General features: G+C 72.6%; 19 protein-coding genes. 7 read left to right on the top strand and 12 right to left on the bottom strand.

What is annotated here, in order from left to right:
* Window positions 1–64 precede the first annotated feature (64 nt).
* A complete protein-coding gene (locus OG736_RS29360; protein ID WP_327185056.1) occupies window positions 65–823 on the bottom strand; it encodes a rhomboid-like protein in 759 nt (252 codons plus the stop codon).
* Between the two features lie 239 nt (window positions 824–1062).
* Between OG736_RS29360 and OG736_RS29355 the strand changes: the two genes are divergently transcribed.
* The 4 genes from OG736_RS29355 (at window position 1063) to OG736_RS29340 (ending at window position 7827) form a co-directional block, all read left to right on the top strand.
* Window positions 1063–1749: a spermidine synthase family protein gene (locus OG736_RS29355; RefSeq protein WP_327185055.1), complete on the top strand. Its 687-nt coding sequence runs from the start codon at window positions 1063–1065 to the stop codon at window positions 1747–1749.
* Window positions 1750–1871: 122 nt separating this feature from the next.
* On the top strand, window positions 1872–2612 hold the full coding sequence (locus OG736_RS29350) for a response regulator transcription factor (RefSeq protein ID WP_057584183.1): 741 nt from the start codon (window positions 1872–1874) through the stop codon (window positions 2610–2612).
* The gene (locus tag OG736_RS29345; RefSeq protein ID WP_020130721.1) at window positions 2609–3712 is read left to right on the top strand and encodes a HAMP domain-containing sensor histidine kinase; all 1104 of its coding nucleotides are present in this window, start codon (window positions 2609–2611) and stop codon (window positions 3710–3712) included. The genes OG736_RS29350 and OG736_RS29345 overlap by 4 nt, the downstream gene beginning before the upstream one ends.
* Window positions 3713–4014: 302 nt before the next feature.
* Entirely contained in the window at window positions 4015–7827 is a 3813-nt protein-coding gene (locus OG736_RS29340; protein WP_327185054.1) for a multifunctional oxoglutarate decarboxylase/oxoglutarate dehydrogenase thiamine pyrophosphate-binding subunit/dihydrolipoyllysine-residue succinyltransferase subunit, read from the top strand.
* An 81-nt stretch (window positions 7828–7908) separates the two neighbouring features.
* Here OG736_RS29340 and fxsT read toward each other — a convergent pair whose 3' ends face one another.
* The 8 genes from fxsT to OG736_RS29300 form a co-directional block, all read right to left on the bottom strand.
* On the bottom strand, window positions 7909–10950 hold the full coding sequence (gene fxsT, locus OG736_RS29335; RefSeq protein WP_327185053.1) for an FxSxx-COOH system tetratricopeptide repeat protein: 3042 nt from the start codon (window positions 10948–10950) through the stop codon (window positions 7909–7911).
* Between the two features lie 130 nt (window positions 10951–11080).
* Window positions 11081–12616, bottom strand: coding sequence for an aKG-HExxH-type peptide beta-hydroxylase (locus OG736_RS29330; protein WP_327185052.1), 1536 nt, complete (start codon window positions 12614–12616; stop codon window positions 11081–11083).
* Entirely contained in the window at window positions 12613–13764 is a 1152-nt protein-coding gene (locus OG736_RS29325; RefSeq protein ID WP_327185051.1) for an FxsB family cyclophane-forming radical SAM/SPASM peptide maturase, read from the bottom strand. Before OG736_RS29325 ends, OG736_RS29330 begins: the two co-directional genes overlap by 4 nt.
* A gap of 166 nt (window positions 13765–13930) precedes the next feature.
* Window positions 13931–14134, bottom strand: coding sequence for an FxSxx-COOH cyclophane-containing RiPP peptide (fxsA, locus tag OG736_RS29320; RefSeq protein ID WP_327185050.1), 204 nt, complete (start codon window positions 14132–14134; stop codon window positions 13931–13933).
* Between the two features lie 25 nt (window positions 14135–14159).
* On the bottom strand, window positions 14160–17648 hold the full coding sequence (locus tag OG736_RS29315) for an SAV_2336 N-terminal domain-related protein (RefSeq protein WP_327185049.1): 3489 nt from the start codon (window positions 17646–17648) through the stop codon (window positions 14160–14162).
* A 7-nt stretch (window positions 17649–17655) separates the two neighbouring features.
* Window positions 17656–18678, bottom strand: coding sequence for an AAA family ATPase (locus tag OG736_RS29310; protein ID WP_020130728.1), 1023 nt, complete (start codon window positions 18676–18678; stop codon window positions 17656–17658).
* Between the two features lie 109 nt (window positions 18679–18787).
* Complete coding sequence (locus tag OG736_RS29305) at window positions 18788–21031, bottom strand: VMAP-C domain-containing protein (RefSeq protein ID WP_327185048.1); 2244 nt, start codon at window positions 21029–21031, stop codon at window positions 18788–18790.
* The gene (locus tag OG736_RS29300) at window positions 21028–21534 is read right to left on the bottom strand and encodes a CU044_2847 family protein (RefSeq protein WP_327185047.1); all 507 of its coding nucleotides are present in this window, start codon (window positions 21532–21534) and stop codon (window positions 21028–21030) included. Before OG736_RS29300 ends, OG736_RS29305 begins: the two co-directional genes overlap by 4 nt.
* 235 nt (window positions 21535–21769) lie before the next feature.
* Here OG736_RS29300 and OG736_RS29295 point away from each other — a divergent pair, with 235 nt between their 5' ends.
* From OG736_RS29295 to OG736_RS29285, 3 genes are all read left to right on the top strand, one after another.
* A complete protein-coding gene (locus OG736_RS29295) occupies window positions 21770–21949 on the top strand; it encodes a DUF6104 family protein (RefSeq protein ID WP_003992906.1) in 180 nt (59 codons plus the stop codon).
* Window positions 21950–22128: 179 nt separating this feature from the next.
* Complete coding sequence (locus OG736_RS29290) at window positions 22129–23229, top strand: DUF4097 family beta strand repeat-containing protein (RefSeq protein WP_327185046.1); 1101 nt, start codon at window positions 22129–22131, stop codon at window positions 23227–23229.
* Between the two features lies 1 nt (window position 23230).
* Entirely contained in the window at window positions 23231–24361 is a 1131-nt protein-coding gene (locus tag OG736_RS29285; protein ID WP_327185045.1) for a PadR family transcriptional regulator, read from the top strand.
* A gap of 97 nt (window positions 24362–24458) precedes the next feature.
* On the opposite strand, the gene OG736_RS29280 is transcribed toward OG736_RS29285, so the two are convergent.
* The 3 genes from OG736_RS29280 to OG736_RS29270 all read right to left on the bottom strand — a co-directional run bounded on the left by OG736_RS29280 (window position 24459) and on the right by OG736_RS29270 (window position 26339).
* Window positions 24459–25058 carry a Clp protease N-terminal domain-containing protein gene (locus OG736_RS29280; protein WP_327185044.1) on the bottom strand — a complete coding sequence of 200 codons (600 nt, stop codon included), beginning with the start codon at window positions 25056–25058 and terminating at the stop codon, window positions 24459–24461.
* Complete coding sequence (locus OG736_RS29275; protein WP_016437953.1) at window positions 25058–25267, bottom strand: helix-turn-helix domain-containing protein; 210 nt, start codon at window positions 25265–25267, stop codon at window positions 25058–25060. The genes OG736_RS29280 and OG736_RS29275 overlap by 1 nt, the downstream gene beginning before the upstream one ends.
* Window positions 25268–25373: 106 nt before the next feature.
* A complete protein-coding gene (locus OG736_RS29270) occupies window positions 25374–26339 on the bottom strand; it encodes a zinc-binding dehydrogenase (RefSeq protein ID WP_327185043.1) in 966 nt (321 codons plus the stop codon).
* Window positions 26340–26611 lie beyond the last annotated feature (272 nt).

Here is a 26611-nt window from a genome sequence, read left to right as displayed (position 1 = left end):
GAGGGACCGGCGCCGACCGGCCGCCGGGCTGACGGTCAGCGGCGGGAAGCGGCCGGGAGAACGGTCAGCGGCCGGAGCGAGGATCGGCGCCGGGAAGCGGCAGGCGCCGGAGCCACGGCCAGGTGCCGACGCCTATCGCCAGCGCGATCAGGTGTCCCCAGTTCGTCATCGGGTCGGCGAAGGCGATCAGGTCCTGGAGCAGCATCCCGCCGAAGGCGACGAGCAGCGGCCAGCGCAGCCACGGTCCGAGCAGACCCGCCAGGGCGCCCACACTCGCGGCGACCCCGAAGCTGATGCCGTAGTCGAGGCGGTGCAGCGAACTGTCGGGCAGCCGGCCCACGAGCACGGCCAGGCCCACCGGCACCTCGGTCGCGAGGGTGGCCAGGACATGCCCGAGCAGGAAGACGACGGCCGTACGGACGCCGCCTACGCGCCGCTCCAGCGCCGTCAGGACGGCCAGGAAGCCGAGCGTGAAGGGGGAGGCGAGGCCGCCCGCCACCCAGAGCGCGCTGGCCACCAGCACCAGCACGGGCGTCCGCACCAGATGCGCGACATCGGTGCTGGAGCCCTGATGCAGGGCGTGCACGAGGGTGGGGCCGACGTGCGCGGTGAGAAAGGAGGTGACGGCGAGGACGGCCGCGTACGAAAGGGTGAAGGGGACGGGGATCCGGTTCCGGCGGCGGGGGGCCGCCTCGGCGGGCGCCTCGGCGGGCGCCTCTGCGGGCGACTCGCCCCGGGGCGGCGTGCGCTGGCCCGGGATGCCGTCCAGCAGCCCGCGGACGTCGGGCAGCGGCGGGCTCGTGGGTGCGGCCGTGCGTTCCACCGTGCGGCGCTCCTTCCGTTCCACCCCACCTTTCGCGCCGCACAGGTCCGCTGTCTGTGACCGACACCACGCCCGAGCCGATTCACAGCAAGCTCCGAGACTTCTCCCAGCCGGTTCCCACGCACCCCCGAGCCGCCCCGAAGCCACTCCGAACCCGTTTCGAACAGCCGTACGTCAACCTCATCGGCAGCCCACGAAAATCCCTCAACAAACCGTCAGGGAAGTGCCAGGATGGGCCGATGCCCATCCCGTACGACATCCCCGACGCGCCCGAAGTGCTGGACCGTCGCGAGGGCCCCTACGGTGAGGTGGTCCTGCGCCGGCACGGGGAGTTGCTCCAGATCATCGCCAACGGCTGCTTCCTGATGGACACCTCGGACGGCCGCTCGGAGCGGCTCCTGGTGGACGCCGCACTGGAAGCGCTGGACGGCCGCCCCTCGCCCGATCTGCTGATCGGCGGCCTCGGCGTCGGCTTCTCCCTCGCGCACGCAGCCGCCGATGCCCGCTGGGGCGCCGTCACAGTCGTGGAGCGCGAGCGCGCCGTCATCGACTGGCATCTCGACGGCCCGCTGGCCGCCCTCTCCGGGGACGCGCTCGCCGATCCCCGGTCGAAGATCGTCGAAGCGGATCTGCTCGACTACGTCAATGAGACATGCGACACGTTCGACGCGGTATGCCTCGACATCGACAACGGGCCCGACTGGACCGTCACCGAGGGCAACGACAGCCTCTATTCCACGGCCGGACTCGCAAGCTGCGCACGGGTGTTGAGACCCGGTGGGGTACTGGCAGTGTGGTCCGCCCGACCCTCTCCGGAATTCGAGGGAACCATGAGGAATGCCGGGTTCCAACAGGTGCGTACCGAAGAGATCCCGGTTGCCCGAGGCGTGCCGGACGTCGTACATCTTGCCGTCCGACCTGGATAGCAAAGCCGTGGTGACTCCCCGTACGCTGCACCCCTGACGCCGATCATTTACGCGTCAACCGCAGTCATGCGCAGACATGGGATCACCCCACTGGTTCCGGAAAGCACACTCAGGGGCGGGCGATGGAGCAGACACACACCGCACACAACAGCACGGCGACGGCGACGCCGGGCGCGCAGCGGCGCGTCCTGGTGGTCGAGGACGACCCGACGATCGTCGACGCCATCGCGGCCCGCCTGCGCGCCGAGGGATTCCTCGTGCAAACGGCGGGCGACGGCCCGGCGGCCGTCGACACGGCAGAGGCCTGGCAGCCCGACCTGCTGATCCTCGACATCATGCTGCCCGGCTTCGACGGTCTGGAGGTCTGCCGTCGTGTGCAGGCCGCCCGCCCGGTGCCGGTCATGATGCTCACCGCGCGCGACGACGAGACCGACATGCTGGTCGGGCTCGGCGTGGGCGCCGACGACTACATGACCAAGCCGTTCTCGATGCGGGAGCTGGCGGCACGCGTGCATGTGCTGCTGCGCCGGGTGGAGCGGGCCGCGATCGCGGCGACGACTCCGCGCAGCGGGATCCTGCGGCTCGGCGAGCTGGAGATCGACCACGCGCAGCGCCGGGTGCGGGTGCGCTCGGAGGACGTGCACCTCACGCCCACCGAGTTCGACCTGCTGGTCTGCCTGGCGAACACCCCGCGCGCGGTGCTCTCCCGGGAGCAGCTCCTCGCGGAGGTCTGGGACTGGGCGGACGCCTCCGGCACCCGCACCGTCGACAGCCACATCAAGGCGCTGCGGCGGAAGATCGGGGCGGAGCGGATCCGCACCGTGCACGGCGTGGGCTACGCGCTGGAGACCCCGACGCCATGAGTTCCGGGCCGGACGGGCCGAGAAGCCCCGGGGAGCCCTGGGGCCGGGTACGGCCGTTCTCGATCAAGACCAAGCTGGGTGCGCTGGTCGTCGTCTCGGTGCTGATCACCACCGGCCTGTCGGTGATCGCGGTGCACACCAAGACGGAGCTCCGCTTCATCACGGTCTTCTCGATGATCGCCACACTGCTGATCACGCAGTTCGTGGCGCATTCGCTCACCGCGCCGCTGGACGAGATGAACACGGTGGCCCGGTCCATCTCGCACGGCGACTACACCCGCCGGGTGAGCGAGAACCGCCGTGACGAGCTGGGCGACCTGGCCCAGACGATCAACGTCATGGCGGACGAGCTGGAGGCGCAGGACCGGCAGCGCAAGGAGCTGGTGGCCAACGTCTCGCACGAGCTGCGCACGCCCATCGCCGGCCTGCGCGCCGTCCTGGAGAACGTCGTCGACGGCATCGCCGAGGCGGACCCCGAGACGATGCGCACCGCCCTGAAGCAGACGGAGCGGCTCGGCCGGCTGGTGGAGACGCTGCTGGACCTGTCCCGTCTGGACAACGGCGTCGTCCCGCTGCGCAAGCGGCGTTTCGAGGTGTGGCCGTACCTGTCCGGGGTGCTGAAGGAGGCCAACATGGTCGCCTCGGCGCGCGCCACGATGGGCTCGGGCGGCAACCACACGCGCACCGACGTCCATCTGCACCTGGACGTGTCCCCGCCGGAGCTGACCGCGCACGCGGACCCGGAGCGGATCCACCAGGTCGTCGCGAACCTGATCGACAACGCGGTCAAGCACAGCCCGCCGCACGGACGGGTGACGGTGAAGGCGCGGCGCGGACCGCTGCCGGAGTCGCTGGAGCTCGAGGTCCTGGACGAGGGGCCCGGCATTCCGCGCTCGGAGTGGCGCCGGGTGTTCGAGCGGTTCAACCGGGGAGCCGTCCGCCGGCCGCACGGACCGGGCAGCGACGGCGGTACGGGGCTGGGGCTGGCGATCGCCCGCTGGGCCGTCGATCTTCACGGCGGCCGGATCGGAGTGGCCGAATCCGAGCGGGGCTGCCGGATTCTTGTCACTCTCCCGGGAGAGTTTTCCGTCCCAAGTTGACGTAAAGTTCGAACCGGAGCCACAAGATCCACCGACGTTCGCGCAGCCGGACACGTGTGATCAGGCAGCGGACCGTCCCAGGTCGGCACGGGTCCGCACGCTCAGCGTGCGCGACCTGCATCAACGCACCCCTTTTGACGCGCAACCGCGCTTGTTTCCCGCCATTTACAGCCGCGAAACGCGCTTTCCGATGTGACTTACGCGACGATGCACCGGCCCGGCCTGACCTTCCCCCTCCAGGGGGCGTAGCCTTTATTCCCGCTGTCCATCACCTTGTGAAGCGGAAGAGGGCGGTTGCCGCCGTGTCGCCACAGTCCCCCAGTAACGCATCGAGCATCTCGACCGACGCAGACCAAGCGGGCAAGAATCCCGCTGCCGCGTTCGGGCCGAACGAGTGGCTCGTCGATGAGATCTATCAGCAGTACCTCCAGGACCCGAACTCGGTAGACCGTGCCTGGTGGGACTTCTTCGCCGACTACAAGCCGGGGGCCGCCACTCCCTCGGCTCCGGCGGGTACTGCGGCCGCGGGGGCCGCAGCGACCACCACGCCCCCAGCACCGGCCGCTCCGGCCCAGGCGGCGCCCGCTGCTGCGGCACCCGCCGCGCCGGCTCCCGCACCGGCCGCCGCCCCGAAGCCCGCGGCCGCTGCTCAGGCCGCTGCTCCGGCTCCGGTGAAGGCGGCCCCGGTCGCCAAGCCGGCCGCCGCGAAGCCCGCGCCCGCCGCGGCCTCGGCCGCGCCGGCGCAGGGTCCGGAGTTCGTGACGCTGCGCGGCCCCGCCGCCGCGGTCGCCAAGAACATGAACGCCTCGCTCGAGCTGCCCACGGCCACGTCCGTGCGCGCGGTCCCGGTGAAGCTGCTGTTCGACAACCGCATCGTCATCAACAACCACCTCAAGCGCGCCCGGGGCGGGAAGATCTCCTTCACGCACCTGATCGGCTTCGCGATGGTGCAGGCCATCAAGGCCATGCCGTCGATGAACTGGCACTACGCGGAGAAGGACGGGAAGCCCACCCTCGTCAAGCCGCCGCACGTCAACTTCGGCCTGGCCATCGACCTGGTGAAGCCGAACGGCGACCGCCAGCTCGTCGTGGCCGGCATCAAGAAGGCCGAGACGCTGAACTTCTTCGAGTTCTGGCAGGCCTACGAGGACATCGTCCGCCGCGCCCGCGACGGCAAGCTGACGATGGACGACTTCACCGGCGTCACGGTCTCCCTGACCAACCCCGGCGGTCTCGGCACCGTGCACTCCGTGCCGCGTCTGATGCCCGGCCAGTCGGTGATCATGGGCGTCGGCTCGATGGACTACCCGGCGGAGTTCCAGGGCACCAGCCAGGACACCCTGAACAAGCTCGGCATCTCGAAGGTCATGACGCTCACGTCGACCTACGACCACCGGGTCATCCAGGGCGCCGCCTCCGGCGAGTTCCTCCGCGTCGTCGCCAACTTCCTCCTCGGGGAGAACGGCTTCTACGACGAGATCTTCGAGGCGCTGCGCATCCCCTACGAGCCGGTCCGCTGGCTCAAGGACATCGACGCCAGCCACGACGACGACGTCACCAAGGCCGCCCGGGTCTTCGAGCTGATCCACTCCTACCGGGTCCGCGGCCACGTCATGGCCGACACCGACCCGCTGGAGTACCGCCAGCGCAAGCACCCCGACCTGGACATCACCGAGCACGGCCTCACCCTGTGGGACCTCGAGCGCGAGTTCGCGGTCGGCGGCTTCGCGGGCAAGTCCCTGATGAAGCTGCGCGACATCCTGGGCGTGCTGCGCGACTCGTACTGCCGCACCACCGGCGTCGAGTTCATGCACATCCAGGACCCGAAGCAGCGCCGCTGGATCCAGGACCGCATCGAGCGCGCGCACAGCAAGCCGGAGCGCGAGGAGCAGCTGCGCATCCTGCGCCGGCTGAACGCGGCGGAGGCCTTCGAGACCTTCCTCCAGACGAAGTACGTCGGCCAGAAGCGCTTCTCCCTGGAGGGCGGCGAGTCCGTCATCCCGCTGCTCGACGCGGTGCTGGACAGTGCGGCCGAGTCGCGGCTGGACGAGGTCGTCATCGGCATGGCCCACCGCGGCCGTCTGAACGTCCTCGCGAACATCGTCGGCAAGTCGTACGCGCAGATCTTCCGTGAGTTCGAGGGCAACCTCGACCCGAAGTCGATGCACGGCTCCGGCGACGTGAAGTACCACCTGGGCGCCGAGGGGACCTTCACGGGCCTGGACGGCGAGCAGATCAAGGTCTCGCTGGCCGCGAACCCGTCCCACCTGGAGACGGTCGACCCGATCATCGAGGGCATCAGCCGCGCCAAGCAGGACATCATCAACAAGGGCGGCACGGACTTCACCGTCCTGCCGGTCGCCCTGCACGGCGACGCGGCCTTCGCGGGCCAGGGCGTGGTGGCCGAGACCCTGAACATGTCGCAGCTGCGCGGTTACCGCACGGGCGGCACGGTCCACATCGTCATCAACAACCAGGTCGGCTTCACCGCCGCCCCGGAGTCCTCGCGCTCGTCGATGTACGCCACGGACGTGGCGCGCATGATCGAGGCCCCGATCTTCCACGTGAACGGCGACGACCCGGAGGCCGTGGTCCGCGTCGCGCGGCTGGCCTTCGAGTTCCGTCAGGCGTTCAACAAGGACGTGGTGATCGACCTCATCTGCTACCGCCGCCGCGGTCACAACGAGTCGGACAACCCGGCCTTCACCCAGCCGCTGATGTACGACCTGATCGACAAGAAGCGCTCGGTGCGCAAGCTGTACACCGAGTCCCTCATCGGTCGCGGCGACATCACCCTGGAAGAGGCCGAGCAGGCGCTCCAGGACTACCAGGGCCAGCTGGAGAAGGTCTTCACGGAGGTCCGCGAGGCCACCGCGCAGCCCGCCGCCGGCGACGCCCACGAGCCGCAGGACAACTTCCCCGTAGCGGTGAACACCGCCGTCTCCGCGGAGGTCGTCAAGCGCATCGCCGAGTCCCAGGTCAACATCCCCGACTACTTCCACGTCCACCCGCGTCTGCTGCCGCAGCTCCAGCGCCGGGCGTCGATGGTCGAGGACGGCACGATCGACTGGGGCATGGGCGAGACGCTGGCCGTCGGCTCCCTCCTCCTGGAGGGCACCCCGGTCCGGCTGTCCGGCCAGGACTCGCAGCGCGGCACCTTCGGCCAGCGCCACGCGGTGCTCATCGACCGCGAGACGGGCGAGGAGCACACCCCGCTCCAGTACCTCAACGACGAGCAGGCGCGCTACAACGTCTACAACTCCCTCCTCTCCGAGTACGCGGTGATGGGCTTCGAGTACGGCTACTCGCTGGCCCGCCCCGACGCGCTCGTGATGTGGGAGGCGCAGTTCGGCGACTTCGTCAACGGCGCGCAGACCGTGGTCGACGAGTACATCTCGGCGGCCGAGCAGAAGTGGGGTCAGACGAGCGGCGTCACGCTCCTCCTCCCCCACGGCTACGAGGGCCAGGGCCCGGACCACTCCTCGGCCCGCGTCGAGCGCTTCCTCCAGCTCTGCGCCCAGAACAACATGACGGTCGCGATGCCCACGCTCCCGTCGAACTACTTCCACCTCCTGCGGTGGCAGGTGCACAACCCGCACCACAAGCCGCTGGTCGTCTTCACCCCGAAGTCGATGCTGCGCCTCAAGGCCGCCGCGTCGAAGGCGGAGGAGTTCACGAGCGGCCAGTTCCGCCCGGTCATCGGCGACACGACGATCACCGACCCGGCGGCCGTGAAGAAGGTCGTCTTCTGCGCCGGCAAGGTCTACTACGACCTGGAGGCCGAGCGTCAGAAGCGCGGCGTCACGGACACGGCGATCATCCGCCTCGAGCGGCTGTACCCGCTGCCGGGTGCCGAGGTCCAGGCGGAGGTCAACAAGTACCCCAACGCCGAGAAGTACCTCTGGACCCAGGAGGAGCCGGCCAACCAGGGCGCCTGGCCGTTCATCGCCCTGAACCTGATCGACCACCTGGACCTCGCGGTCGGCGCTGACGTGCCGCACGGCGAGCGCCTGCGCCGCATCTCGCGCCCGCACGGCTCGTCCCCGGCGGTCGGCTCCGCCAAGCGGCACCAGGCGGAGCAGGAGCAGCTGGTGCGTGAGGTGTTCGAGGCGTAGTCCTCACCCACCACGGGCGAAGGGCCCGGCTCCGGAGGTTTCCGGGGCCGGGCCCTTCGGCGTGCTCGGGCTTGACGGGCGTCAGATGACCTGGGGTTCGAAGTCCCAGTAGGGGCGGTTGCGGGACCGGGCCGAGACGGTGTGCGGGTGCTTGCTGCCGAGCGTCGAGTCGAGGTCCGAGAGGGCCTCCTGCTCGACCTTCTCGGCCTGCCGCCGGTCCCGCAGACCGCGCAGGTCCGCCGCGTACGCGATCCGCGCCGACAGAGTCAGCGGGTGGGTCCGGCCGAGCGACTCGATGGCCCGGGTCACCGTGTCCCCGCTGAGGTCGGCGGCGTTCTCGGTGTCGCCCACGATGTTGCGCAGGGCCGAGGCGTTCAGGGCGCAGCCCAGCGTCCAGGCGTGGTTCTCGCCCACCGCCTCGGTCATCGACGCCAGTGCCTGCTCCAGGAGGACGTGGCCTGCCTCCCGCTCGCCGACGTTGCGCAGGATCAGCGCCTGGTTGGCGCGGGCCCCCGCGACGAAGGGGTGCCCGTCGCCGAGCATCATCTCGTAGCGTGAGACGACGGCCTCGCTGAGCTCGTGGGCCCGGTCGATGTCGCCGTGCTCGCGGGCGAAGCAGCTCTGGGCCGTCGCGAAGATCAGGGTCAGCGGATGCGTCTCGCCCAGCACCCGCTCACCGCGCTCCAGCACGCTGGAGAGCATCTCCCCGGGCTCCTCCCACTCGATACCGCGCTCCCGGCCGCGATCACGTTCGCCCAGGCGGTAGCGGCACAGCGCCAGGTTGTGCTCGGCGCTGAGGGTCTGCGGGTTGTCACGGCCCATCACGAGTCGGCTCTCGCGCACGTTCTTCGCCTGGATGGACTCGGCCTCCGCGTAGCGGCCGAGGAGCCGCAGGTCGATGGCGTAGTAGATCTCGGAGCCGAGCGTCCACGGATGACGGGCCCGCAGCAGCACGCGCCGGGACTCCAGGGTCTGCCGGTCGATGTCCAGGGCTTCCTGGTAGCGCCCGAGCAGCCGCAGGGAGACCGCCAGGTTGTTCAGCGAGTTGAGGCTCCGCGAGTCCTGCTCGCCCAGCAGGTCGCGGTATCCGACCAGGACCCACTGGGAGAGTTCCAGTGCCTCGTCGTAGCGGCCGAGGCCGCGCAGGTCGGCGGCGAGACCGGCGGCGGCCCGCAGATGCTCCAGGTCCTGGGGTCCGCGCTCCGCCTTCAGGTGCTCGGAGGCGGCGCGGCTGAGGGCCTCGGTCCCGGCGTAGTCGCCGACGGCGCGCAGCAGGTTGGTGTAGTGGTAGCTCAGCTCCCAGATCCTGGGGTGGGTCGGGCCGAGCAGCTCGCGCCAGGCCTCCATCGCGCGCTCGCCGAGCTTGATGCCGGCGTTGTACTCGCCGGAGAAGTACATGTAGCGCAGACAGTTGAAGACCAGTCGCTGGACGGCCGGGTCCTGGGTCTGGAGCACGTCCGCGTACTTCAGATGCGGCACGATCTGGGCGTACCCCGGCCACAGGTCGGGGTCGGTGGGCCGGCGCGGGTCGGCCGCGGCGAGTGCCTGGCGTACGACGTCGATGAACTCTTTGCGGTCCCTGTCCGGCATGTCCTTGTGCACGATCTGGTGGACCATGCGGTGCAGGTACAGCGACTCGCCGGAGGCCGCCGCCTCGTCGCCGAGCGCTTCGTGGGACTCCAGGCGGACCACCGAGTACTGGCGGAGCTGGTTGATCGCCTTGTTCCACAGCAGGGGATCGTTGAGCAGTCCGGCGAGCTGCTCGGGCAGTGCTTCGCTGGACATCTCGCGCAGCAGGCGGACGGGGATGAAGCCCGGTGCGAAGAAGGTGCACAGCCGCAGCAGGTCGACCGACTCGGGGACCGTGTCGCGGAGTTTGTTCAGCAGTATCGACCACGCGGTCTGGAAGGCGAGCGGGAAGTCCGCCGACACCTTCACCACGTCGCTGTCGATGCCGCCGTCGAGCAGGGCGATGTACTGGCGCACCGAGAGGTCGGAGTCGTTCAGCCAGCCCGCCGTCTGGTCCAGCAGCAGCGGCAGGTCCTCCAGCGCGTCCGCGAGCTGGTCGGCCTCCGCCTCCGTCAGCCGCGGTGCGCGGCGCCGGATGAACGCCACCGACTCGTCGCGGGCGTAGACGGGCACCTCGAGCAGCTTGCTGTTGTGCTCGGTCCATTCCGGGTTGCGGGAGGTGATGATGACGTGGCCGGGGCCGGTCGGCACCAGGTCCCAGATCTGGTCGGGTTCGTCCGCGCCGTCGAGGATCAGCAGCCAGCGTCCGTACGGTTCGCCGCGGCGCAGCGAGTCGCGGACCGCGCGCAGCCGCTCACCGTACTCCTGGCCGGTCTGGAGCCCCAGTTTCGGGGCGAGTTCGGCGAGCAGCCGACGGTAGGTCACGCGCTTCTCGGCGTTGACCCACCAGACGACGTCGTACTCGGAGCCGAAGCGGTAGACGTACTCGGCGGACAGCTGGGTCTTGCCCACACCCGACATGCCGTAGAACGTGACCACGCCCGCGCCGGGCTCCGCGTTCCGCAGCACGTGGTAGGCCTCGTTGAGCAGCGACTCGCGGCCGGTGAACCGGGTGTTGCGGCGGGGCACCCCGCCCCAGACCTCGGGCATCGACGCCGGGAACCGGGGACCGCGGCGCGCCGCGTCGGCGGGCTCGGGCAACGGGTCGGTCGGCAGGTCCAGCCGGTCGAGCAGCCGGCGCTCGGCCTCTTCCGCGCCCATGTTGGTCAGGTTGACCGGGGCGAGGACGGCGGTCGCGGAGGGCACGGACGCCGAGGTGACGGAGACGGCGGCGAACCGGGACGCGTCGGGGGCGACGACCTCGCGCAGCGCCGCGTTCCACTCCTCCTGCGTCCGGGGACCGAGCTGGAAGTACCACTCGCTGACGACGATGAGGATGCGGCCCTCGGCGAGTTCCAGGTCGCGCAACAGGTCCACCAGGGGGACGTCCGCAGGGGAGTCCCAGCGCAGGTACACCACCCGCAGGCCACGACGTTCGAGCCGGTCCCCGACCCAGGCAGCCCAGGCCCGGTTGAATCCCGCGAAATGGATCGTGACCGTCTGCCTCGCGGCCCCTCTCCCGGTTGCCCCCACCGGCGTACGAGCTCCAGACATGCAGCGGCCTCCAGCGCGTAGTACCAAAATCCTAGAACCTCGGCGCGCCGTGCGTAAGTCCGCCGACTTCATCCACGCGTGCCTCGATTCGACGATCTTCGCGCACCGGGCGGCCCCTTGCAGGCCATCCTCATTCTTTCGGGCGTGGCACAGCGGGCGCATGACGTTGTGTCCACAGAGCGCGCGCGGCCTTCACATACGCCTGGGCCCGCGCCGTATGGTTCCGGGGCGCCGGATGGTCGGCCATGCGCTCGTAGGTGGCCGTCATCTCGTCGACGAACCGGCGTCCCCGGCGGGTGAGGTCGGGCGAGCCGACGAGTCCCGGCAGGGCCGCTCCGACCTGGGCGCGGTAGCGGGCGTGCCGCGACCAGGCGTACTCGCTGTCGGGCGGTGTGGTGCGCAGCGCGCGGCGCTGGTAGTAGTCCGCGAGGGCCAGGTGCGAGTAGATCCCCTGGAGCAGACCGTCGTACGGTCGGGGGTCGGTCTTCCAGGGGGCGAAGTAGCGGGCCTCCGAATCGGCGTGATGGAGGGTCACGAGGTCCCCCAGGGCGGCCAGTTTGGCGTGGTGCAGTTCGTGGACGAGGGTCTCGGCCAGGGCCAGGGCGTCCTGCGGGGTGCTGGAGAGCAGGGCGCCGAACGCCTCGTGCCGGGTCGCGCTGCAGCTGTCCCGTCCCTCGGCGCCGGGCGGCCGCTCCAGCGGCACCAGGCAGCGCAGCAGCGCCACCGCCTCGGTCACCCGGTGCGCGCCGCCGGTGCGCAGTGCGGCCTCGGTGCCCGACCAGGCCTGGAGCCAGCGTTTGCCGTCCCCGTCGTCGAGGTTCGCGGGTCCGCCGAGCGTCCGGTGGCGGGGGCCCGGTGCGACACGGTAGGGATCCACGTCGTCCAGGGGCATGGGGCCGCCGGCGGACGTCAGTCCGGGCAGGGCGTGCACGGGAGTCCAGGCGAGCGCGCCGGACCAGGCCCCGATCCCGCTCTCCAGACGCACGACGACGTCCGGCCCGTCGGGCTGGCGCACCGTCAGGCACCCTCCCCGGTGGGTGACGTCGACGGGGACGTCCCCTGTGGTGGCCGTGCGCAGCGAGCCGAGGGACGGCAGGGCGAGCACTCCGGCATACGCGATCAGCCGGACGGTGAACGGGATCCCGGCGCGGGCAGCCGCCACGGCGGCGATCGCGCTGAAGTGCGCGAGGTCCTGCCGGAGCCGGCGGGACCGGGGCTCGTCCGGGGGACCTGCGCGGCCGTCGAGTCCGTGCAGACAGCTCAGGGCCCATGGCCCGGTCAGCGGATGGAAGAGCCGGTCCCGGGCGGGCGAGAGCGCGGCACCCGGCGGGGTCGGGGGGACGGCAGCCGGTAAGGGGTGCGGCGCGCCGAGCGAGGAGTGCGACGCCCCGCGCGGGTCCTGTGGCGTTCCGGCCGGGCGGTGGGCGGTGCCGGGTGGCTGAACGTGGTCGGCCTCGGCGAGCAGGGACCAGTCCTCCAGCAGCCGGGCCTTTCGGCCGGGGGAGCAGAGCGCGGGGTCCGCCGCCTCGGCCGCGTCGAGGACCGCGCGCAGCAGCAGGAGCCGTCGGGTGTCCTGGTCCCGCACGAGAAGGGCCAGGGTGTCGGGGGTCCCCTCGGTACGGCCGAGTTCCACGAGGGCCCGGTCGGGGACCGTCGGCCTGGTCACGGTGGGCCTCCTTCCCGGGCTCCGGGGACGGCGGCGGCCGTGTCCGCGGCGAGCCGGCCGGCGACGTGGCGGATGAGGCGCTGGAGGTCCGCGCAGTACACGGACGGGTTGCGGAAGCCGTGCCCCGCCCGGTAGCGGTGGGCGTAGTGACCGCCTCCGCAGACGGTCAGCAGGGGGCAGGCCCGGCACTGGTCCGCGAGGGCCGCGGCGCCCGCCTGGCGGGCTGCCACCGCGGGATGCAGCAGCGCCTCGTCGAAGGCGTGCCGGAAGACGTCCAGGCCGGTCCGCGCGGCCCCGTCGTAGGCGGACTTCAGGGCGTCCACCTGTTCGATCGATCCGTCGGTCTCCACGACGACCGCGTCGAACGGCGCGAGGCCGAGTGCCTCGGTGACCGAGGGCAGCCCCAGCAGGAGCGCGACGCACTCCTCGAAGAGGCGGACCCGGGTCTCCCGCCGGCCGGCCCGCCACCAGCGGTCGAAGACGGCGCACAGCCACTCCCCGTGGCGGGCGTCCGCCCAGTGGGGCGGTGGGGCGGACCAGTTGCCGTGCGGCAGCAGGAAGTCCAGGCCGGGCGGTCGCAGGGTGAGGAGGGACTCGTACGTCTCCACCGGGTCCAGCGTGACGTCGACGACGGTGAGGATGCCGGCGTAGGCCTGCGGCGCCTGCTCGGCGACCAGCAGTGCCCCGCGCGCGGCGGCGGGCCAGGACGGGCGCCCCGCGTGGTCGACACGGCGGGCGTTGTGCGCGGCGAGGCCGCCGTCGAGGCTGACGCCGATCCGGATGCCGGCGTCGGCCAGGACGGCGAGGCGCCGCTCGGTGAGGAGGGTGGCGTTGGTCTGGACGGTGGCGTGGACCGTGCAGGCGGCCGGGACGCGGTCGCGCACCAGGGCGGTGAAGCGGGCCAGCTTCCCGGCGCCGGCCAGCAGGGGCTCGCCACCGTGCAGGACGAGGGAGATGTCCGTGAGGCCGTGGGTGTCGGCGTGTTCGGCAATACGGGTCGCGGTGCGCTCGAGGACCTCGTCGGCGGCGGCCGCGGGGCGGGTGCGCCAGGTGGAGTCGGGGCCCTCGTAGAGGTAGCAGTAGGTGCAGGCGAGGTTGCAGCGACCGTGCGTCTTCACGATGAACTGGCGGAAGGCCTGTCGAGACACTCCAGCACCCCCATGCCTAGGCCCTTGAGCCGCATTCCCGGGCGGGCACGGGTCACAAACCCCGCACGACCGAAGTTGTCCGAGTCGTGCACGGAAGAAACCGGAATCGACTCCAAGCGATCGAGTGACCGAATCGGGCGATCCGGTGGAGCCGACGGCGGTCGCCTCAGAGAGCCGAGGCGAACCCCCACAGCGGCTCGCTCGCCTGTCCCGCGCGGTCCCGCAGCTCCTCCAGCAGCTCCAGCAGCACGGGATGCTCGATCGTCCCCAGCTCCGTGAGACCCAGCGACAGCAGATCCGGCAGCGGCTCCCCCGCGCCGGGGGTCTCCGGCGCCACCGTCACCCCCGCGAACCCGTCCTGTGCGTCCATGCCCACCCCTCCCGACTCGCTCCGCTCATGTCACACGTTCCAGTGCGGCCAGCCGCCGCGCCGTCTGCTCCGCCGTCGGCTCGCCCGTGCCCAGGTGGTCGTCCGGCAGCCTCGACCACTCCGCGCGGGCCAGTCGGTAGGCCTCGCGGGCGGCACGCGGCCGTGCGGCCGCCTCGTAGGACATACCCCGCCAGTGGTGCGCCTGCGCACACAACTCGACGGCCTCATGGCGCCGACGACCGGTTTCGGCCACCCCCTCCGCCTCCCGGGCCGCCTCCGCCGCGTCGCGGAAGGCGTCGACCGCGAGGTCGAGCCGGGCCGGGCGGCGCAGGCTGCGATAGGCCTCGAACTGGACCTGGCCGAGCTCCAGTCGGCAGCGGGCGGCGAGCAGTGGATCGCCCGCCTCCGCCGCCGCGAGGCCGAAGAGGTGCTCGGCCTCGCGCAGGTCGACCCGGTCCCCGCGGGCCCGGTAGCGCAGCATCAGCGCGCGGCCGAGCAGCAGCAGCCGGTGGGCGACCTGGCGGCTGCCCGCCGGGGTCTCCATCCGGCAGTCCCGCAGCACGCGGATCGCCCGGGACAGCACGTCCTGCGCCCGTACCCCGGACTGGAGCCCGGCCAGCCGCAGCAGCGCCTCGCCCCACTCGGCGAGGACGTCGGCGTGCGCGGGCGCGTCACGGGACATCCGCTGGGCGGCCTGCGCGAAGCGGTCCGCGGCCACCTCCAGCTCCGCCGGTTCGCCCGACTCGGCGTAGCGGGCCACGGCGATCCGGCCGGCCCGCGCCAGCAAGGACGCGCGCCGGCCCTGTTCGCGCACCAGGGCGAGGGCCTCGTCGACCCGGGCCTGGGCGTCGTCCAGCGGGCCGCCCGCCTGGAGCAGCGCGTCGACCAGGTCGAGCAGGATGCGCACACGCGCGCGTGCCGACTCGGCGGTGTACGGCTCCGTGCCGGTGTCCAGGGCGTTGCGCAGTGACTGAGCGCCCTGTTCGGCGTAGAGGCGGGCCTGGACGGGATCGGCGGTGGCGCCGGAGAGACGCAGCAGGACCCGGCCGTGCTCCAGCGGGAGTTCGGGCGGGCGCCGGCGCCGGTCGGGCCAGACGTCGGCGAAGGCCTCCAGCATGCCGACGGCGCCCTGGAGCAGCGCGCTGTCCCCGCCGAGCCGCCACTGTGCCTCCAGGGCGCGCACCCGTTCCAGGGTGAGTTTCAGCGCCTGGTGCTCGTCGAGCCCGGGCGCGGCGCAGGCGACGGCGTACTCGCGGTCGGCGCGGCGCAGCAGGTCCAGGGCGCCGGTGCGGTCGCCGCGCCGCCTGCGGTCGGTCGCGGCCGCGTGCAACACCCGGGCCAGCACGGCCCGTTCCCGCAGCCGACGCGGGTGCGCGGTGGCCCGTTCCGCGGCCGCCTCGGCCTCCTGGAGGAGGTCGTCGCCGCCCTGCACCTCCCACAGCCGCAGGGTGCAGTGCGCGTACTCGGCCCACAGTTCGGGGTCCGCGCCCGTCCGCTCGCGTTCGGTGGCGCCGCGCAGCAGCTGCACCGCGTCGATGACGTCCTGGATCATGCCCTCGCTGTCGAAGCGCTCGATCAGCGCTCGGGCCCTGCGGACCGCCTGGTGCGTCGGCCGTTCCACGGGCTGTCCCGGTCCGGTCCGGCTTCCGGGGCTCTCGAACTGCTCGGGCAGCGGCATGAACCGCCGCAGCACGCGGGCCGCGACCTCCGCGAAGGGCTGGGGCACGGAGGCCTCCTCGCCGTTGCCGCCGTTGTCCCCGTGGTCGGCGTGGTCGGCGTGGTCGCGGTGATCCCCCTGGTCGCCGTTGTCGCCGTCGTCCGTGCGCCGGGTGGTGGGGGTGTACGGGCGGCCCGCGCCGCCGTCGCCGAGCTGGGCCAGGGCGAGGGCCGGGAAGTTGGGGCCGCCCTTGCCGAAGCGCTGCTCGATGTACTCCGAGCAGTGCTTGAGCACCAGCATGGCCTCGTCGCGGCCCAGCCGGGACAGCAGGGCGTCACGCACGTCGGGCTCGATGCGGTACCACTGGGCGCCGCCGTCGGCGTACTCCTCCGACGCGCGCGTGACCAGGCCGCCGACCAGCACCTCGGCGAGTTCGGCCGGCCCGGAGTCGGGCAGCATCGTGCGCTGGACGAGCTGCATCACGGGCAGGCACAGGGGTGCGGCGGCCAGGTACACGGCGAGCCGTCCGGCGGCCGGGGAGGCGCTGGAGCTGAACCTGCTGACCCGTTCGAACGGCGTGCGCCGGCGGTCGGCACGGGCCGCCGGGGCGGCCGGCTGGTCCGCGCGCACCCAGCCCACGGCCCCCGGGACGGGCCCCGCGCCGGCCCCGGACAGCAGCCTGGCCCAGGCGCCCAGGGCCACCGGCTCGGGCGGCAGCACCGGCACCGGCAGCGCTCCCCGGCGCACCTCCGCCGGGATCCCCGCGGGGGTCCGTACGCGCAGTGCGGCCGCTCCGCCCAGCGTCTCGCCGCGGCTCAACTCGCAGAACAGCACCGGCAGTCGGGTGCGGTTCCACAGGCGCTGCGGCAGCGGCTGGAGCACGGCGACCGGGCCCTGCCGGGAGAGGTGGTGCAGCAGCCGGTGCGCGTGGCCGCTGTGCCACAGGGGACCCGCGCAGTCGCTGACCAGCAGGACGATCCGGCGGCCGGTGGGATCGCTGAGCCGGTCCGCGGAGTGCAGCGGCGCCGCGTAGGCGTCGGGGCTGCGGCTGACGGCCGGCTCACCGTCCGGTCCCTGGTGCAGATGACTGACCTGGATGTCGGAGAAGGCGCCCAACTGGCCGAAAACCTGCTGAAGTTCGAAGAACAACCGGTCCCACACGCGCATCGAGGACGAGGCGTCCAGGACCAGCTGGAGCCGGGCGTCGCCCCGGGTGACGGCCCGGTACACGGGCAGGATCAGGCCGCCCGCCTGCGCGCTGCGCTCCGCCGTCGCCGTCTCGTCGAGCCGCATGCGCAGCGGCGGCGCGGGGCTGCGGTAGCGCTGCAACCGCCTTAATGCGCGCTGGAGTTCGAGCGGGGCGGGCAGCACGGGGGCGGCGGGTACGCCTACCGGCAGCGCGGCGGCCCGCCCCGCGCCACGGGTCCGCTCCACCCCGTCCTGCGGGACCGGGTACAGGCTCACCCGCCCGTCGGCCCCCACGTCCTGCGGCGGCCGCTCCGGCCGTTCGGCGCGGTCCCCCCGCGGCCGTCCGTCCCCGTCCTGGCCACGTCCGCCGTCGGGCCGGGGCGTGGGCCGGCCACCGGTTCCGGCGGGCGGGTCCTCCCGGTCTGCGGCCTCGACCGGCCGGGTCCAGCGCGCCAGCCAGAGCGCGTCGCACAACTGCGGCACATCGGGGTCGAGTCCGACGTCACGCAACCGCGCGACGAGTTCGGCGAGCGGATCACCGCCGCGCGGTACGGAAGGCGAGGCACCGCCGGGCTCGACGGAGCCGCCTCCGGCCGGAACGGCACCCGGGGGGCCTGGACGGCGGCCGTCGGACGGGACGGGGCCGTGGCGGGCCGCTGCGTCGGGCATCAGGCCCTCACCTCGGGCGGTCGAGTCGCTGGATGAGCAGGTCGGCCAGGCGGTCCCGACTGGGCGGCGCGGCCGCGTCGGTGAGGTAGATCGCGTTCAGCAACTGGTCCGCCGCGAGGAGTTCACTGCGCGACCGCTCCAGGAACCGCGTGATCAGATCGTCCCCCGCGCGCGCCGCCTCGTCACCGAGATGCGCGCGGACGAAGGTGGCGAGCCGGTTGTGGTCGGGGCGCCCCAGCTCCAGGTGGATGCACCGGCGCATCAGCGGGGCCGGGAAGTCGCGCTCGCCGTTGCTGGTGAGCACGACGAACGGGAAGGCGCGGCAGCGTACGCGGCCGTCCCGCACCCGGACCTTCACCCCGTCGGCGGTCAGCACCTCCGCCTCGCCGTCCGGCAGCCGGTCGGCGATGCGCTCCAGCTCGGGAATGGCGAACTCGCCCTCCTCCAGGACGTTCAGCAGATCGTTCGGCAGGTCGATGTCGCTCTTGTCGAGCTCGTCGATGAGCAGCACGCGCGGGGTGTCGGAGGGCAGCAGTGCGGTGCCGAGCGGTCCCAGCCGGATGTAGCTGCCGATGCCCTCGACCGCGCCCGGCGAGCCCGCCGCCGACCCGAACCCGCCCTGCGCGGCGATCTGCACGTCCTGGAGCCGGGCGATCGCGTCGTAGTGGTACAGCCCGTCCTGGAGCGCGGAACGGCTGACGATCGACCAGCGCAGCACGTTGCCGAGGCCGAGTTCGTACGCCACCGAGTGGGCCAGCGTGCTCTTGCCCGCGCCGGGACTGCCCGTGACGAGCAGGGGGCGGCGCAGATAGAGCGCCGCGTTGATCATCTCCAGCTCCTCGGCGCCCGGCCGGTGCAGTTCCGCCAGGTGCCGGTGGGCGCCGAGCCTGCGGTCCTGCGACCCGTCGCCGGAGCCGGCCGCGTCCCGGCTGGTGAAGTCCCGCCAGGGGGGCGGGTCGGGCAGCCGCTCGATGCCGTCGTGCGGTTCGCCGGCGCCTCGGTAGATGAGCCACTCACTGGATTCGGTCATGATCCGGTCCTCGTCACTCGTCCACCGCCGCGGCCGTCCGAACGTGCATCACGTTATCCATCCTGGAGGTGCCTGGTAAGGGGCCGACCGGCCCCGCGGGCGGGTGGGTTCAAGGGGCCTCCAGCAGGTCTCCGGTGCCAGGCAGCGGCTGGTGGGGATCGTCGTACAGCAGGGCGACGCCGTCGGCCCAGAACGACTCCGTGCGGCCCGCGCGCAGCCGCATACGGAGATCGTGCACGGCCTCGGGCAGGTGCTGCGCGGTGGGCGGTTCGGCGATGCCGTCGATCGTGCCGCGGTGGAACTCCCCGCAGACGGCGTCGGCCCGGCCGCGCCGCCGGCGCCACAGGGCCACGCCGTAGCCGCCGAGCACGATCCGGGCGAGCGCCTCCGCGTCGTCCTCGTAGCGGAGGTCGCCGTAGCGGCAGAGCACCGGGACGGTGCCGTGCGACAGGGCGCGCAACTGCTCCACGGTCGGTACGGGTTTGCGCAACCCCTCGTCGCAGTCGAGGACTTCGGCCTTGGCGCGGTGCGCGTGCAGCCAGCGCCACCGGGCCCGGCGCTCCGCGTCCAGGTCGTCCAGGTAATCCAGGTCGTCGGCACCGTCGACGCCGTCGGCTTCGCCCATGTCGTCCGGTTCTCCGCCGTCGTACGCGCCGAACGCCTCGTCGGGCATCCGGTCGCGGTCGGAGCAGCGCACGACGACCGGCCGCAGCGCCCCCAACGGCTCCTCTCCGGGCGTGAGTCGCCAGTTGTCGACCTCCAGGCCGAGCAGCGCGTGCGGCAGCGCCACCTGAAGGAGCGCGGGCCTGCCGGGCTCGTCGCAGTGCCGGAAGGCCTCCCCCAGCGGGCCGGTGAGGTGCGCGGGCAGGTCGGCCAGCGGAGTCCGCTCGGCCTGGTGCAGCCGGACCACCTCACCGCCGGGCGCGGCCACGGACACCGACCAGTCGCAGCGGTCCGGCTCCCAGCCACGTCGCACCAGTTCGAGCAGGGCGGAGGGCCGGGCCACGCTGCCGACGGAACGGGCACGCGCGCGTGCGTCGGGCCCACCACGCCGGTGCCGCCTGCGCCCGCCGGGGCCGTCCGTCGGGTGGATGCCGCCGGAGACCGTGTCGGGGGCGTCGCGCTCCGCCTCGTCCCGTCGGCGCAGCCGCTCGACGCGCTGCTCGGCGAGACCGGACCGGTAGCGGGCGCCGAGCCGCTGCGCGGCCTGCCACACCCAGACCCAGAGGGCCTTCTCGGCGTCCGGGGTGCTGGGCACGACGAACGGGCGCGGAGCGGACATCGCGCGCATCGCGTAGTCGAGGACGAGTTCCAGTGCCCCGTCGTCACTCGCGCTCTCGTACAGCGCTCCGAGGCCGTCGCGCCAGCCGCGCGGCGCGGGCAGCGGGGTGAGGGCCTGGAAGTCGGGGAGGGAGTCGAGGATGTCCAGCAGGCCGCGGGTGCTCTCGGGCGGCGGGAGTTCGGCGAGCCGGCCCAGCAGCTGGATCCGCTCGTCCGGGCTGAGGGTGCGGCCCGGCCGCGCGCCGAGCCTGCCCTGGACGTCGGTCCAGGTCTGCCGCCGGGAGGCCGGGTGGCGCTGACGGTCGCGGTGGTAGCGGTCGTGGGCGTGGAAGACCGCCTGGTAGAGGTCGCTGTGCTCGGCCACCGCCTCCGCGGGGACCCGCAGGGTGCGCAACTGCTCGATCCCGGTGGACGTGCCGCCGGGCCGGTGGTCCGAGCGCGCTTTCAGCACGCCGATCACCTCGCCGCGCTCGGGGTCGATCACCGGGCCGCCCGAGACGCCGTACGGCAGGTCGTTGTCGCCCAGCCGCATCTGCACGTCCGAGGACCAGCCGCCGATGGTGCCCTGCACGGTGAGCGTGCCGTCCAGGACCTGTAAGCGGCCCTCGTTCTCGGTCCAGCCGGCGTACAGCACCCGGCCCTCGCCGTAGTAGGCCGCCGGGCGCTCGGAGACGTACACACACTCGTGGTCGTCGACGGGCTCGGTCAGCTGGACCAGGGCGAGGTCCGGGGCGGGCCAGTTGCCCGCGGGCAGGGCCCGCCCGGCACCCTCGGCCCGGTCGGGAAGGGTCGCCACCACGCGGCCGGGGGCGGCGGAGGTGCCCCGCCCCGGCGCCGTCTCGTACACCACCGCGACCTCGCCCCCCTCCCCGCCGCAAGCCACGTGTGCGCAGGTCAGAACCCAGTTCGGGGCGACGAAGAAGCCGCTCCCGAGGAACGTGTCGGGCTCCTCCAGGGCATACCCGACGACCGGGCGATGAATGCGCACGGTCGCCGCCACGACGAGTCCACGCAGTGCACGACGGGCCGCATCCAACGCGTTCGATGCGCCCGGGGCGTGCCTGCCCGTCATTCCGCGCCCCCGCCCGCACTGCCGTCGGCGCCCCCGTGCATCGGCGCGCCGGGGGACGCGCCCGCGTGCCGGACCCGGTCCTCGTCGGACGACGAGCCGTCCCGCGCGCGGGGGTGCGCGCCGGTAGGCGCGGGGGGTGGTGCGTCGAGGTCCGGTGGCCCGCTGTTCCAGGTGAGGGTGACCGTGATGCCGGCCTTGGCCTCCCCGTCGGCGAGCAGACCCACGACCTTCCCGGCCTTGGCGGTCAGCTCGATGCCGAACTCGACGCTGACCTCGTCGGGCCGCACCGCGCGCAGCGGTTCGGCCAGCGACCGCGCGACCCCGGTGACGAGCGCGTGCAGGCTCTCCACGCTCGCCTCCACGCGCTCGGCGAAGCCGGTGTCGCTGTACGACAGCCGCCCGGACGGCGCCGACAACTCCCCCGCCCCCGAGATCCGGGCCCAGACGGGCGTTCCGTCCGGCAGCGCGATGCGCGCCACCCGCGTCACGTCCTCACCACTCATGACACTCCCCCGCTGTCCCCAGTCCCCCCGGCCCCGCCCGTCGGTGCGCGGGCCCGTCACGGGGTTCCGACCGCGCGAGGGCACCGGCGGCCCGCGGGACGCCGTCCCCCTGCGCCTATCCTTTTCCTGTCCCCTCCCCATCGGAGAGCGGATCTCTTCCTCCCCTCGCAGGAACAAGGGTCCTTCCCCCGAGGGGGGATCCCTATCCCTGCGACCGACCCACGGAGCACGATCCATGTACTTCACCGATCGCGGAATCGAGGAACTCGAGAAGCGGCGCGGCGAGGAGGAAGTCACCTTCGAGTGGCTCGCCGAGCAGCTGCGGACGTTCGTCGACCTGAATCCGGACTTCGAGGTGCCGGTGGAGCGGCTGGCGACCTGGCTGGCACGGCTGGACGACGAGGACGACGAGTAGGCCGTTCGCGACGGTTCGCGACGGTTCGCGTGGAGGGGCGCCCCGGGGGCGCCCCTTTTTGCGTGCGCGGAAGTGATCACCGAAACGGGTGTCTTGACTTTCCCTCACCGCGATATATCGTGTTTGACGGGAGACGCGATATGGCGTGTCGTGTCGCTGTCGTGGAGGAGGTCCGCACCATGTCCGAGTGGTCCGTCGCCGAGCCGAGGAAGCTCTCTTTCGACGAGCCCGTGAGCGAACTGCGCGTGCGCATCGTCGACGGCACCGTGAACATCGTGGGCACCGACGAGGGCCCCGCCCGCCTGGAGATCTCACGGATCGAGGGACCGCCCCTGGTGGTGAGCCATCGCGACGGGAACCTGACGGTGGCCTACGAGGACCTCCCCTGGAAGGGCTTCCTCAAGTGGCTCGACCGCAAGGGCTGGCGGCGCAGCGCCGTGGTCTCGCTGGCCGTGCCGGCCGGCACCCGCGTCGAGGTGGGCGTGGTCAGCGCCGGCGCGGTGGTCTCCGGCATCGAAGGCCGGGCCGAGGTGAAGGGGGTCAACGGCGACACGACCCTGGTGGGGCTCGCGGGCCCGGTGCGCACGGACACCGTCTCCGGAAGCGTGGAGGCCCAGGCCCTCACCGGCGACCTGCACTTCAACTCCGTGTCCGGCGATCTGACGGTGGTGGAGGCGGGCTCCTCCGTGAAGGCCGACTCCGTGAGCGGGTCGATGATCGTCGACCTCGATCCGACGAGCCGCCCCACGACCATCGACCTGACCAGCGTCTCGGGCGAGATCGCCATCCGGCTGCCCCATCCGGCGGACGCGCGGGTGGAGGCGAACACCGCGAGCGGCTCGGTCTCCAACGCTTTCGAGGACCTCCGGGTCAGCGGCCAGTGGGGCGCCAAGCGCATCACCGGCCGCCTGGGCGCGGGCAACGGCAGCCTGAAGGCGACGACGATCTCCGGCTCGATCGCCCTGCTGCGCAGGCCCCCGACGGAAGACGCGTCGGACTACGCGGCGGACGACGCCCGGCCCGACGAGCGGGAGGATCGGGAGGAGCAGGAGACGAAGACGGCGACCGGCGCACCGAAGCAGGCACCGGCACCTGCGGCGACACCGGCACCGGCACCGACGGCGGCAGCGGAACCGACCTCGGCCCCGGCGGCCGGTCCGGAGGGTGAAGCGCGCTCGGACCGGCCCATCGACTCGGGGGACAATGCCGTTTCCGGCCCGGGCGGCGAGAGCTCCTCCGGCGACCCGGCCGACAGCACGACCGACAAGAAGGTGCTCTGACATGCCTCCCGTCTTCGCCCACGGCCGTCTCCGCCTCTACCTGCTGAAGCTGCTGGACGAAGCGCCGCGGCACGGCTACGAGGTGATCCGCCTCCTCGAAGAACGCTTCCACGGGCTTTACGCGCCGTCGGCGGGCACGGTCTACCCCCGGCTGGCCAAGCTGGAGACCGAGGGCCTGGTCACTCACACCACCGAGGGCGGCCGCAAGGTCTACGCCATCACCGACGACGGCCGGGCCGAACTGGCGGACCGCAGCGGCGAACTGGCCGACCTGGAGCTGGAGATCCGCGAGTCGGTCGCCGAGCTGGCCGCCGAGATCCGGGCCGACGTGCGCGGCGCGGCGGGCGATCTGCGGCGTGAGATGCGGGCGGCGGCCACCGAGGCACGCCAGGGCACCGGGGCGAGCTCCACGGAGCCCGGCGAACAGGGTGAGTACGGGGAGTACGGCGACAAGGAGTCGTGGCGGGCCGCCAAGGAGGAGATGCGCCGCGTCAAGCAGGAGTGGAAGGAACAGGCACGCCGGGCCAAGGACGAGAGCCGCCGCGCCCGCGAGGAGGCCCAGCGGGCCCGCCGCCAGGCCAAGGAGGCACAGGAGCGGGCCCGTACCCAGGCCCAGGAAGAGGTGCAGCGCATCGCCCGCCGGGTCCAGGAGCAGGTCCAGGACCACTTCACCCGGGGCGACTGGCCGACCGGCGTCCGCGAGGGCCTGACGGAACTCGCCAAGGAGTTCGGGGACTTCGGCAGGGAGTACGGCAGGGACTTCGGCTTCGGCCGCACCGGCACGACGGGCTCCACGACCACCACGGCGGGCTCGACGAGCTCGACGGCGACCGCACATCCCGACGACTCCCGGACCGCGGACGAGTCCCGCACCGTGGACGCCTCCCGCGCCGCCGAATACTCCCGCACCCCGGAGGACTTCCCCGCCGAGTACGAACCGGCCTGGGCCCACGAGGACACAGGCGGCGATCCGGCCCGCGATCTGGACCGCCTGCTCGACCGCTTCCGGGACGACATCCGTGACGCGGCCCGCGACCACGGCGTCACCGGAGAGCAGCTCCGCGAAGCGCGCCGCCACCTGTCCACGGCGGCGGCGCACATCGGGGTGATCCTGCGAGCGCCGAAACCCTGACGCCCCTGGCCGACCCACTGCTCGACGGCAGACTGCCGGCCGGTGACCGCCAGACAGGCAAGCAGACAACAGGCAGACGGACAGGCGGGCGGCCCGCTCAGCCGGCCTTGGCCTCGGTCGCGGCCCCGGGCTCACCTCCTCGGCCGGCGCCGTACAGCACCCGGGTGAGGGACGCGTGGGTGACCCCGTGGTCGGCCAGGATCTCCGAGGGGACGCCCCGGCGGGTGGTGAGGGCAAGCAGCAGATGCTCGTCGCCGATGTGCCGCTCGCCCTGGGCGACGGCGACGCGCAGGGTGCCGGTGAGCAGGTCCTTGGCACCGCGGCTGAACGCCCGTCGGCCGGACCGCCCGCCGAACAGGCCGCCCCGGCCGGCGGCGGCCAGCGCTCCTTCGCCGTGTGTCTCCTCGACCCGGGACACGATCTCCGACAGGTCGATGCCCAGTCCGGACAGGGCGTCCGCGTCGGCCCGGGAGAGTCCGCCGCGGCGGCGTGTCTCGTCCAGGTCCCGCACCAGCCCGGCCCGCCCACCGGGCGGCAGACCGAGCGAGGCCAGCGCGAAGGAACCGCGGCTGCCCTCACGGTCGAGCAGGGACAGCAGTACATGTGTCTCCTCGACCCGCGCCGCCCCCTCCCGCTCGGCGTGCCCCATCGCACCCTCGACCACGGCACGGGCGTCCTTCGTGAACCGCTCGAACATCAATGCCTCCCGTACTTCTTGTGCACGGCCTGCCTGCTGACTCCGAGCTCCGCGGCGATCTCCTGCCACGACCAGCCCTGGTTGCGCGCACTGCGCACCTGCACCGCCTCCAGCTGCTCCAGCAGCCGGCGCAGCGCGGCGACGGCGCGCAGTCCGACCCGCGGATCGCGGTCTCCCGCGCGCTCGGCGAGATCCGTTGCTTCGGTCATGGTGTCAACGTACGTTGACACGGGAGACGTGTCAACCACAGTTGACACGCACGGCGAACGGCATGCAAAAGGCGGGCCCGGAACCCCGGACCCGCCTGCCGACAGGTCAGCCGTTGGTGAGCACGATCTTGCCGAACTGGTCGCCGGAAGCGAGCCGTTCGAAGCCCTCACGGGCCCGGTCGAGCGGCAGCACCTCGTCGATGACGGGGCGGACACCGGTGGTGGCGCAGAAGGAGAGCAGGTCCTCCAGTTCGTCCTTGGTGCCCATGGTGGAGCCGACGACCTTCAGCTCCAGGAAGAAGATCCGGGTCAGCTCGGCGTGCGAGGGCCGGTCACCGCTGGTGGCGCCGGAGATGACGAGCGTGCCGCCGGGCCGCAGGGACTTCACCGAATGGGACCAGGTGGCCGCGCCGACGGTCTCGATGACGGCGTCCACCCGCTGCGGCAGCCGCGCGCCGGGCTCCACCGCCTCGACGGCGCCGAGCTCCAGGGCCCGCTTCCGCTTGGCCTCGTCCCTGCTGGTGGCGAAGACCCGCAGTCCGGCCGCCCGGCCCAGCACGATGGCCGCCGTGGCGACACCGCCACCGGCGCCCTGGACGAGGACGGAGTCACCGGGCCGTACGCCCGCGTTGGTGAAGAGCATGCGGTACGCCGTCAGCCAGGCCGTGGGCAGACAGGCGGCCTCCTCGAAGGAGAGCTCCTTGGGCTTGGGCAGGATGTTCCAGGTCGGCACGGCGACCTGCTCGGCGAAGGTGCCCTGGTACCGCTCGGTGAGGATGGAACGAGGCTCGTCGGGCCCGACGCCGTGCCCGGTCTGGCCGATGACGGAGTGCAGGACGACCTCGTTGCCGTCCTCGTCGACCCCGGCGGCGTCGCAGCCGAGGATCATCGGCAGCCGGCCCTCGGGGAGTCCGACACCCCGGAGCGACCAGAGATCGTGATGGTTGAGGGAGGCGGCCCTGACATGGACGGTGCTCCAGCCCGGCCGGGCCTCGGGGGCCGGGCGCTCCCCCAACTCCAGGCCGGAAAGCGGCTGGTCGCGGTCGATTCGGGCGGCGTAGACGGCGAACATGCAGCCGACGATAGGGTCCGACGCCGTCAAGCGAAACCGGACGCCACTGTGAGACATACCCTCTTGCGCATCCCGCCCCACGGCGCAGACCGAGCCCCGGTCGGGTCCCGCCAGCCCGCCCCGGCGCCGATCGCGCACAGCCGAGGTACCTCCAGCGCACCAGGCGGCCAGACCCCACGACGCTGATCGAGCACCGGCGGGGTACTCCACCCCCACGGGGCAGACCGACCCCGGTCGGGTACCTCCGCCCCACGGCGCCGACCGGGCCCCGG

Source organism: Streptomyces sp. NBC_01334 (assembly GCF_035983595.1).
Taxonomy (GTDB): Bacteria; Actinomycetota; Actinomycetes; order Streptomycetales; family Streptomycetaceae; genus Streptomyces; species Streptomyces coriariae.
The sequence above is the reverse complement of the archived record's forward strand: the minus strand, read 5'-3'. Positions and strand labels throughout refer to the sequence as shown.

Excerpts from the sequence above, each read along its gene's own strand:
- fxsA (WP_327185050.1), bottom strand. The coding sequence starts at position 14,134 with ATGGACGCACAGGACGGGTTCGCGGGGGTGACGGTGGCGCCGGAGACC.
- fxsT (WP_327185053.1), bottom strand. The coding sequence starts at position 10,950 with ATGTCTGGAGCTCGTACGCCGGTGGGGGCAACCGGGAGAGGGGCCGCG.
- OG736_RS29305 (WP_327185048.1), bottom strand. The coding sequence starts at position 21,031 with ATGACGGGCAGGCACGCCCCGGGCGCATCGAACGCGTTGGATGCGGCC.
- OG736_RS29285 (WP_327185045.1), top strand. The coding sequence starts at position 23,231 with ATGCCTCCCGTCTTCGCCCACGGCCGTCTCCGCCTCTACCTGCTGAAG.
- OG736_RS29315 (WP_327185049.1), bottom strand. The coding sequence starts at position 17,648 with ATGCCCGACGCAGCGGCCCGCCACGGCCCCGTCCCGTCCGACGGCCGC.
- OG736_RS29345 (WP_020130721.1), top strand. The coding sequence starts at position 2,609 with ATGAGTTCCGGGCCGGACGGGCCGAGAAGCCCCGGGGAGCCCTGGGGC.
- OG736_RS29310 (WP_020130728.1), bottom strand. The coding sequence starts at position 18,678 with ATGACCGAATCCAGTGAGTGGCTCATCTACCGAGGCGCCGGCGAACCG.
- OG736_RS29350 (WP_057584183.1), top strand. The coding sequence starts at position 1,872 with ATGGAGCAGACACACACCGCACACAACAGCACGGCGACGGCGACGCCG.
- OG736_RS29295 (WP_003992906.1), top strand. The coding sequence starts at position 21,770 with ATGTACTTCACCGATCGCGGAATCGAGGAACTCGAGAAGCGGCGCGGC.
- OG736_RS29280 (WP_327185044.1), bottom strand. The coding sequence starts at position 25,058 with ATGTTCGAGCGGTTCACGAAGGACGCCCGTGCCGTGGTCGAGGGTGCG.
- OG736_RS29290 (WP_327185046.1), top strand. The coding sequence starts at position 22,129 with ATGTCCGAGTGGTCCGTCGCCGAGCCGAGGAAGCTCTCTTTCGACGAG.
- OG736_RS29270 (WP_327185043.1), bottom strand. The coding sequence starts at position 26,339 with ATGTTCGCCGTCTACGCCGCCCGAATCGACCGCGACCAGCCGCTTTCC.
- OG736_RS29300 (WP_327185047.1), bottom strand. The coding sequence starts at position 21,534 with ATGAGTGGTGAGGACGTGACGCGGGTGGCGCGCATCGCGCTGCCGGAC.
- OG736_RS29355 (WP_327185055.1), top strand. The coding sequence starts at position 1,063 with ATGCCCATCCCGTACGACATCCCCGACGCGCCCGAAGTGCTGGACCGT.
- OG736_RS29275 (WP_016437953.1), bottom strand. The coding sequence starts at position 25,267 with ATGACCGAAGCAACGGATCTCGCCGAGCGCGCGGGAGACCGCGATCCG.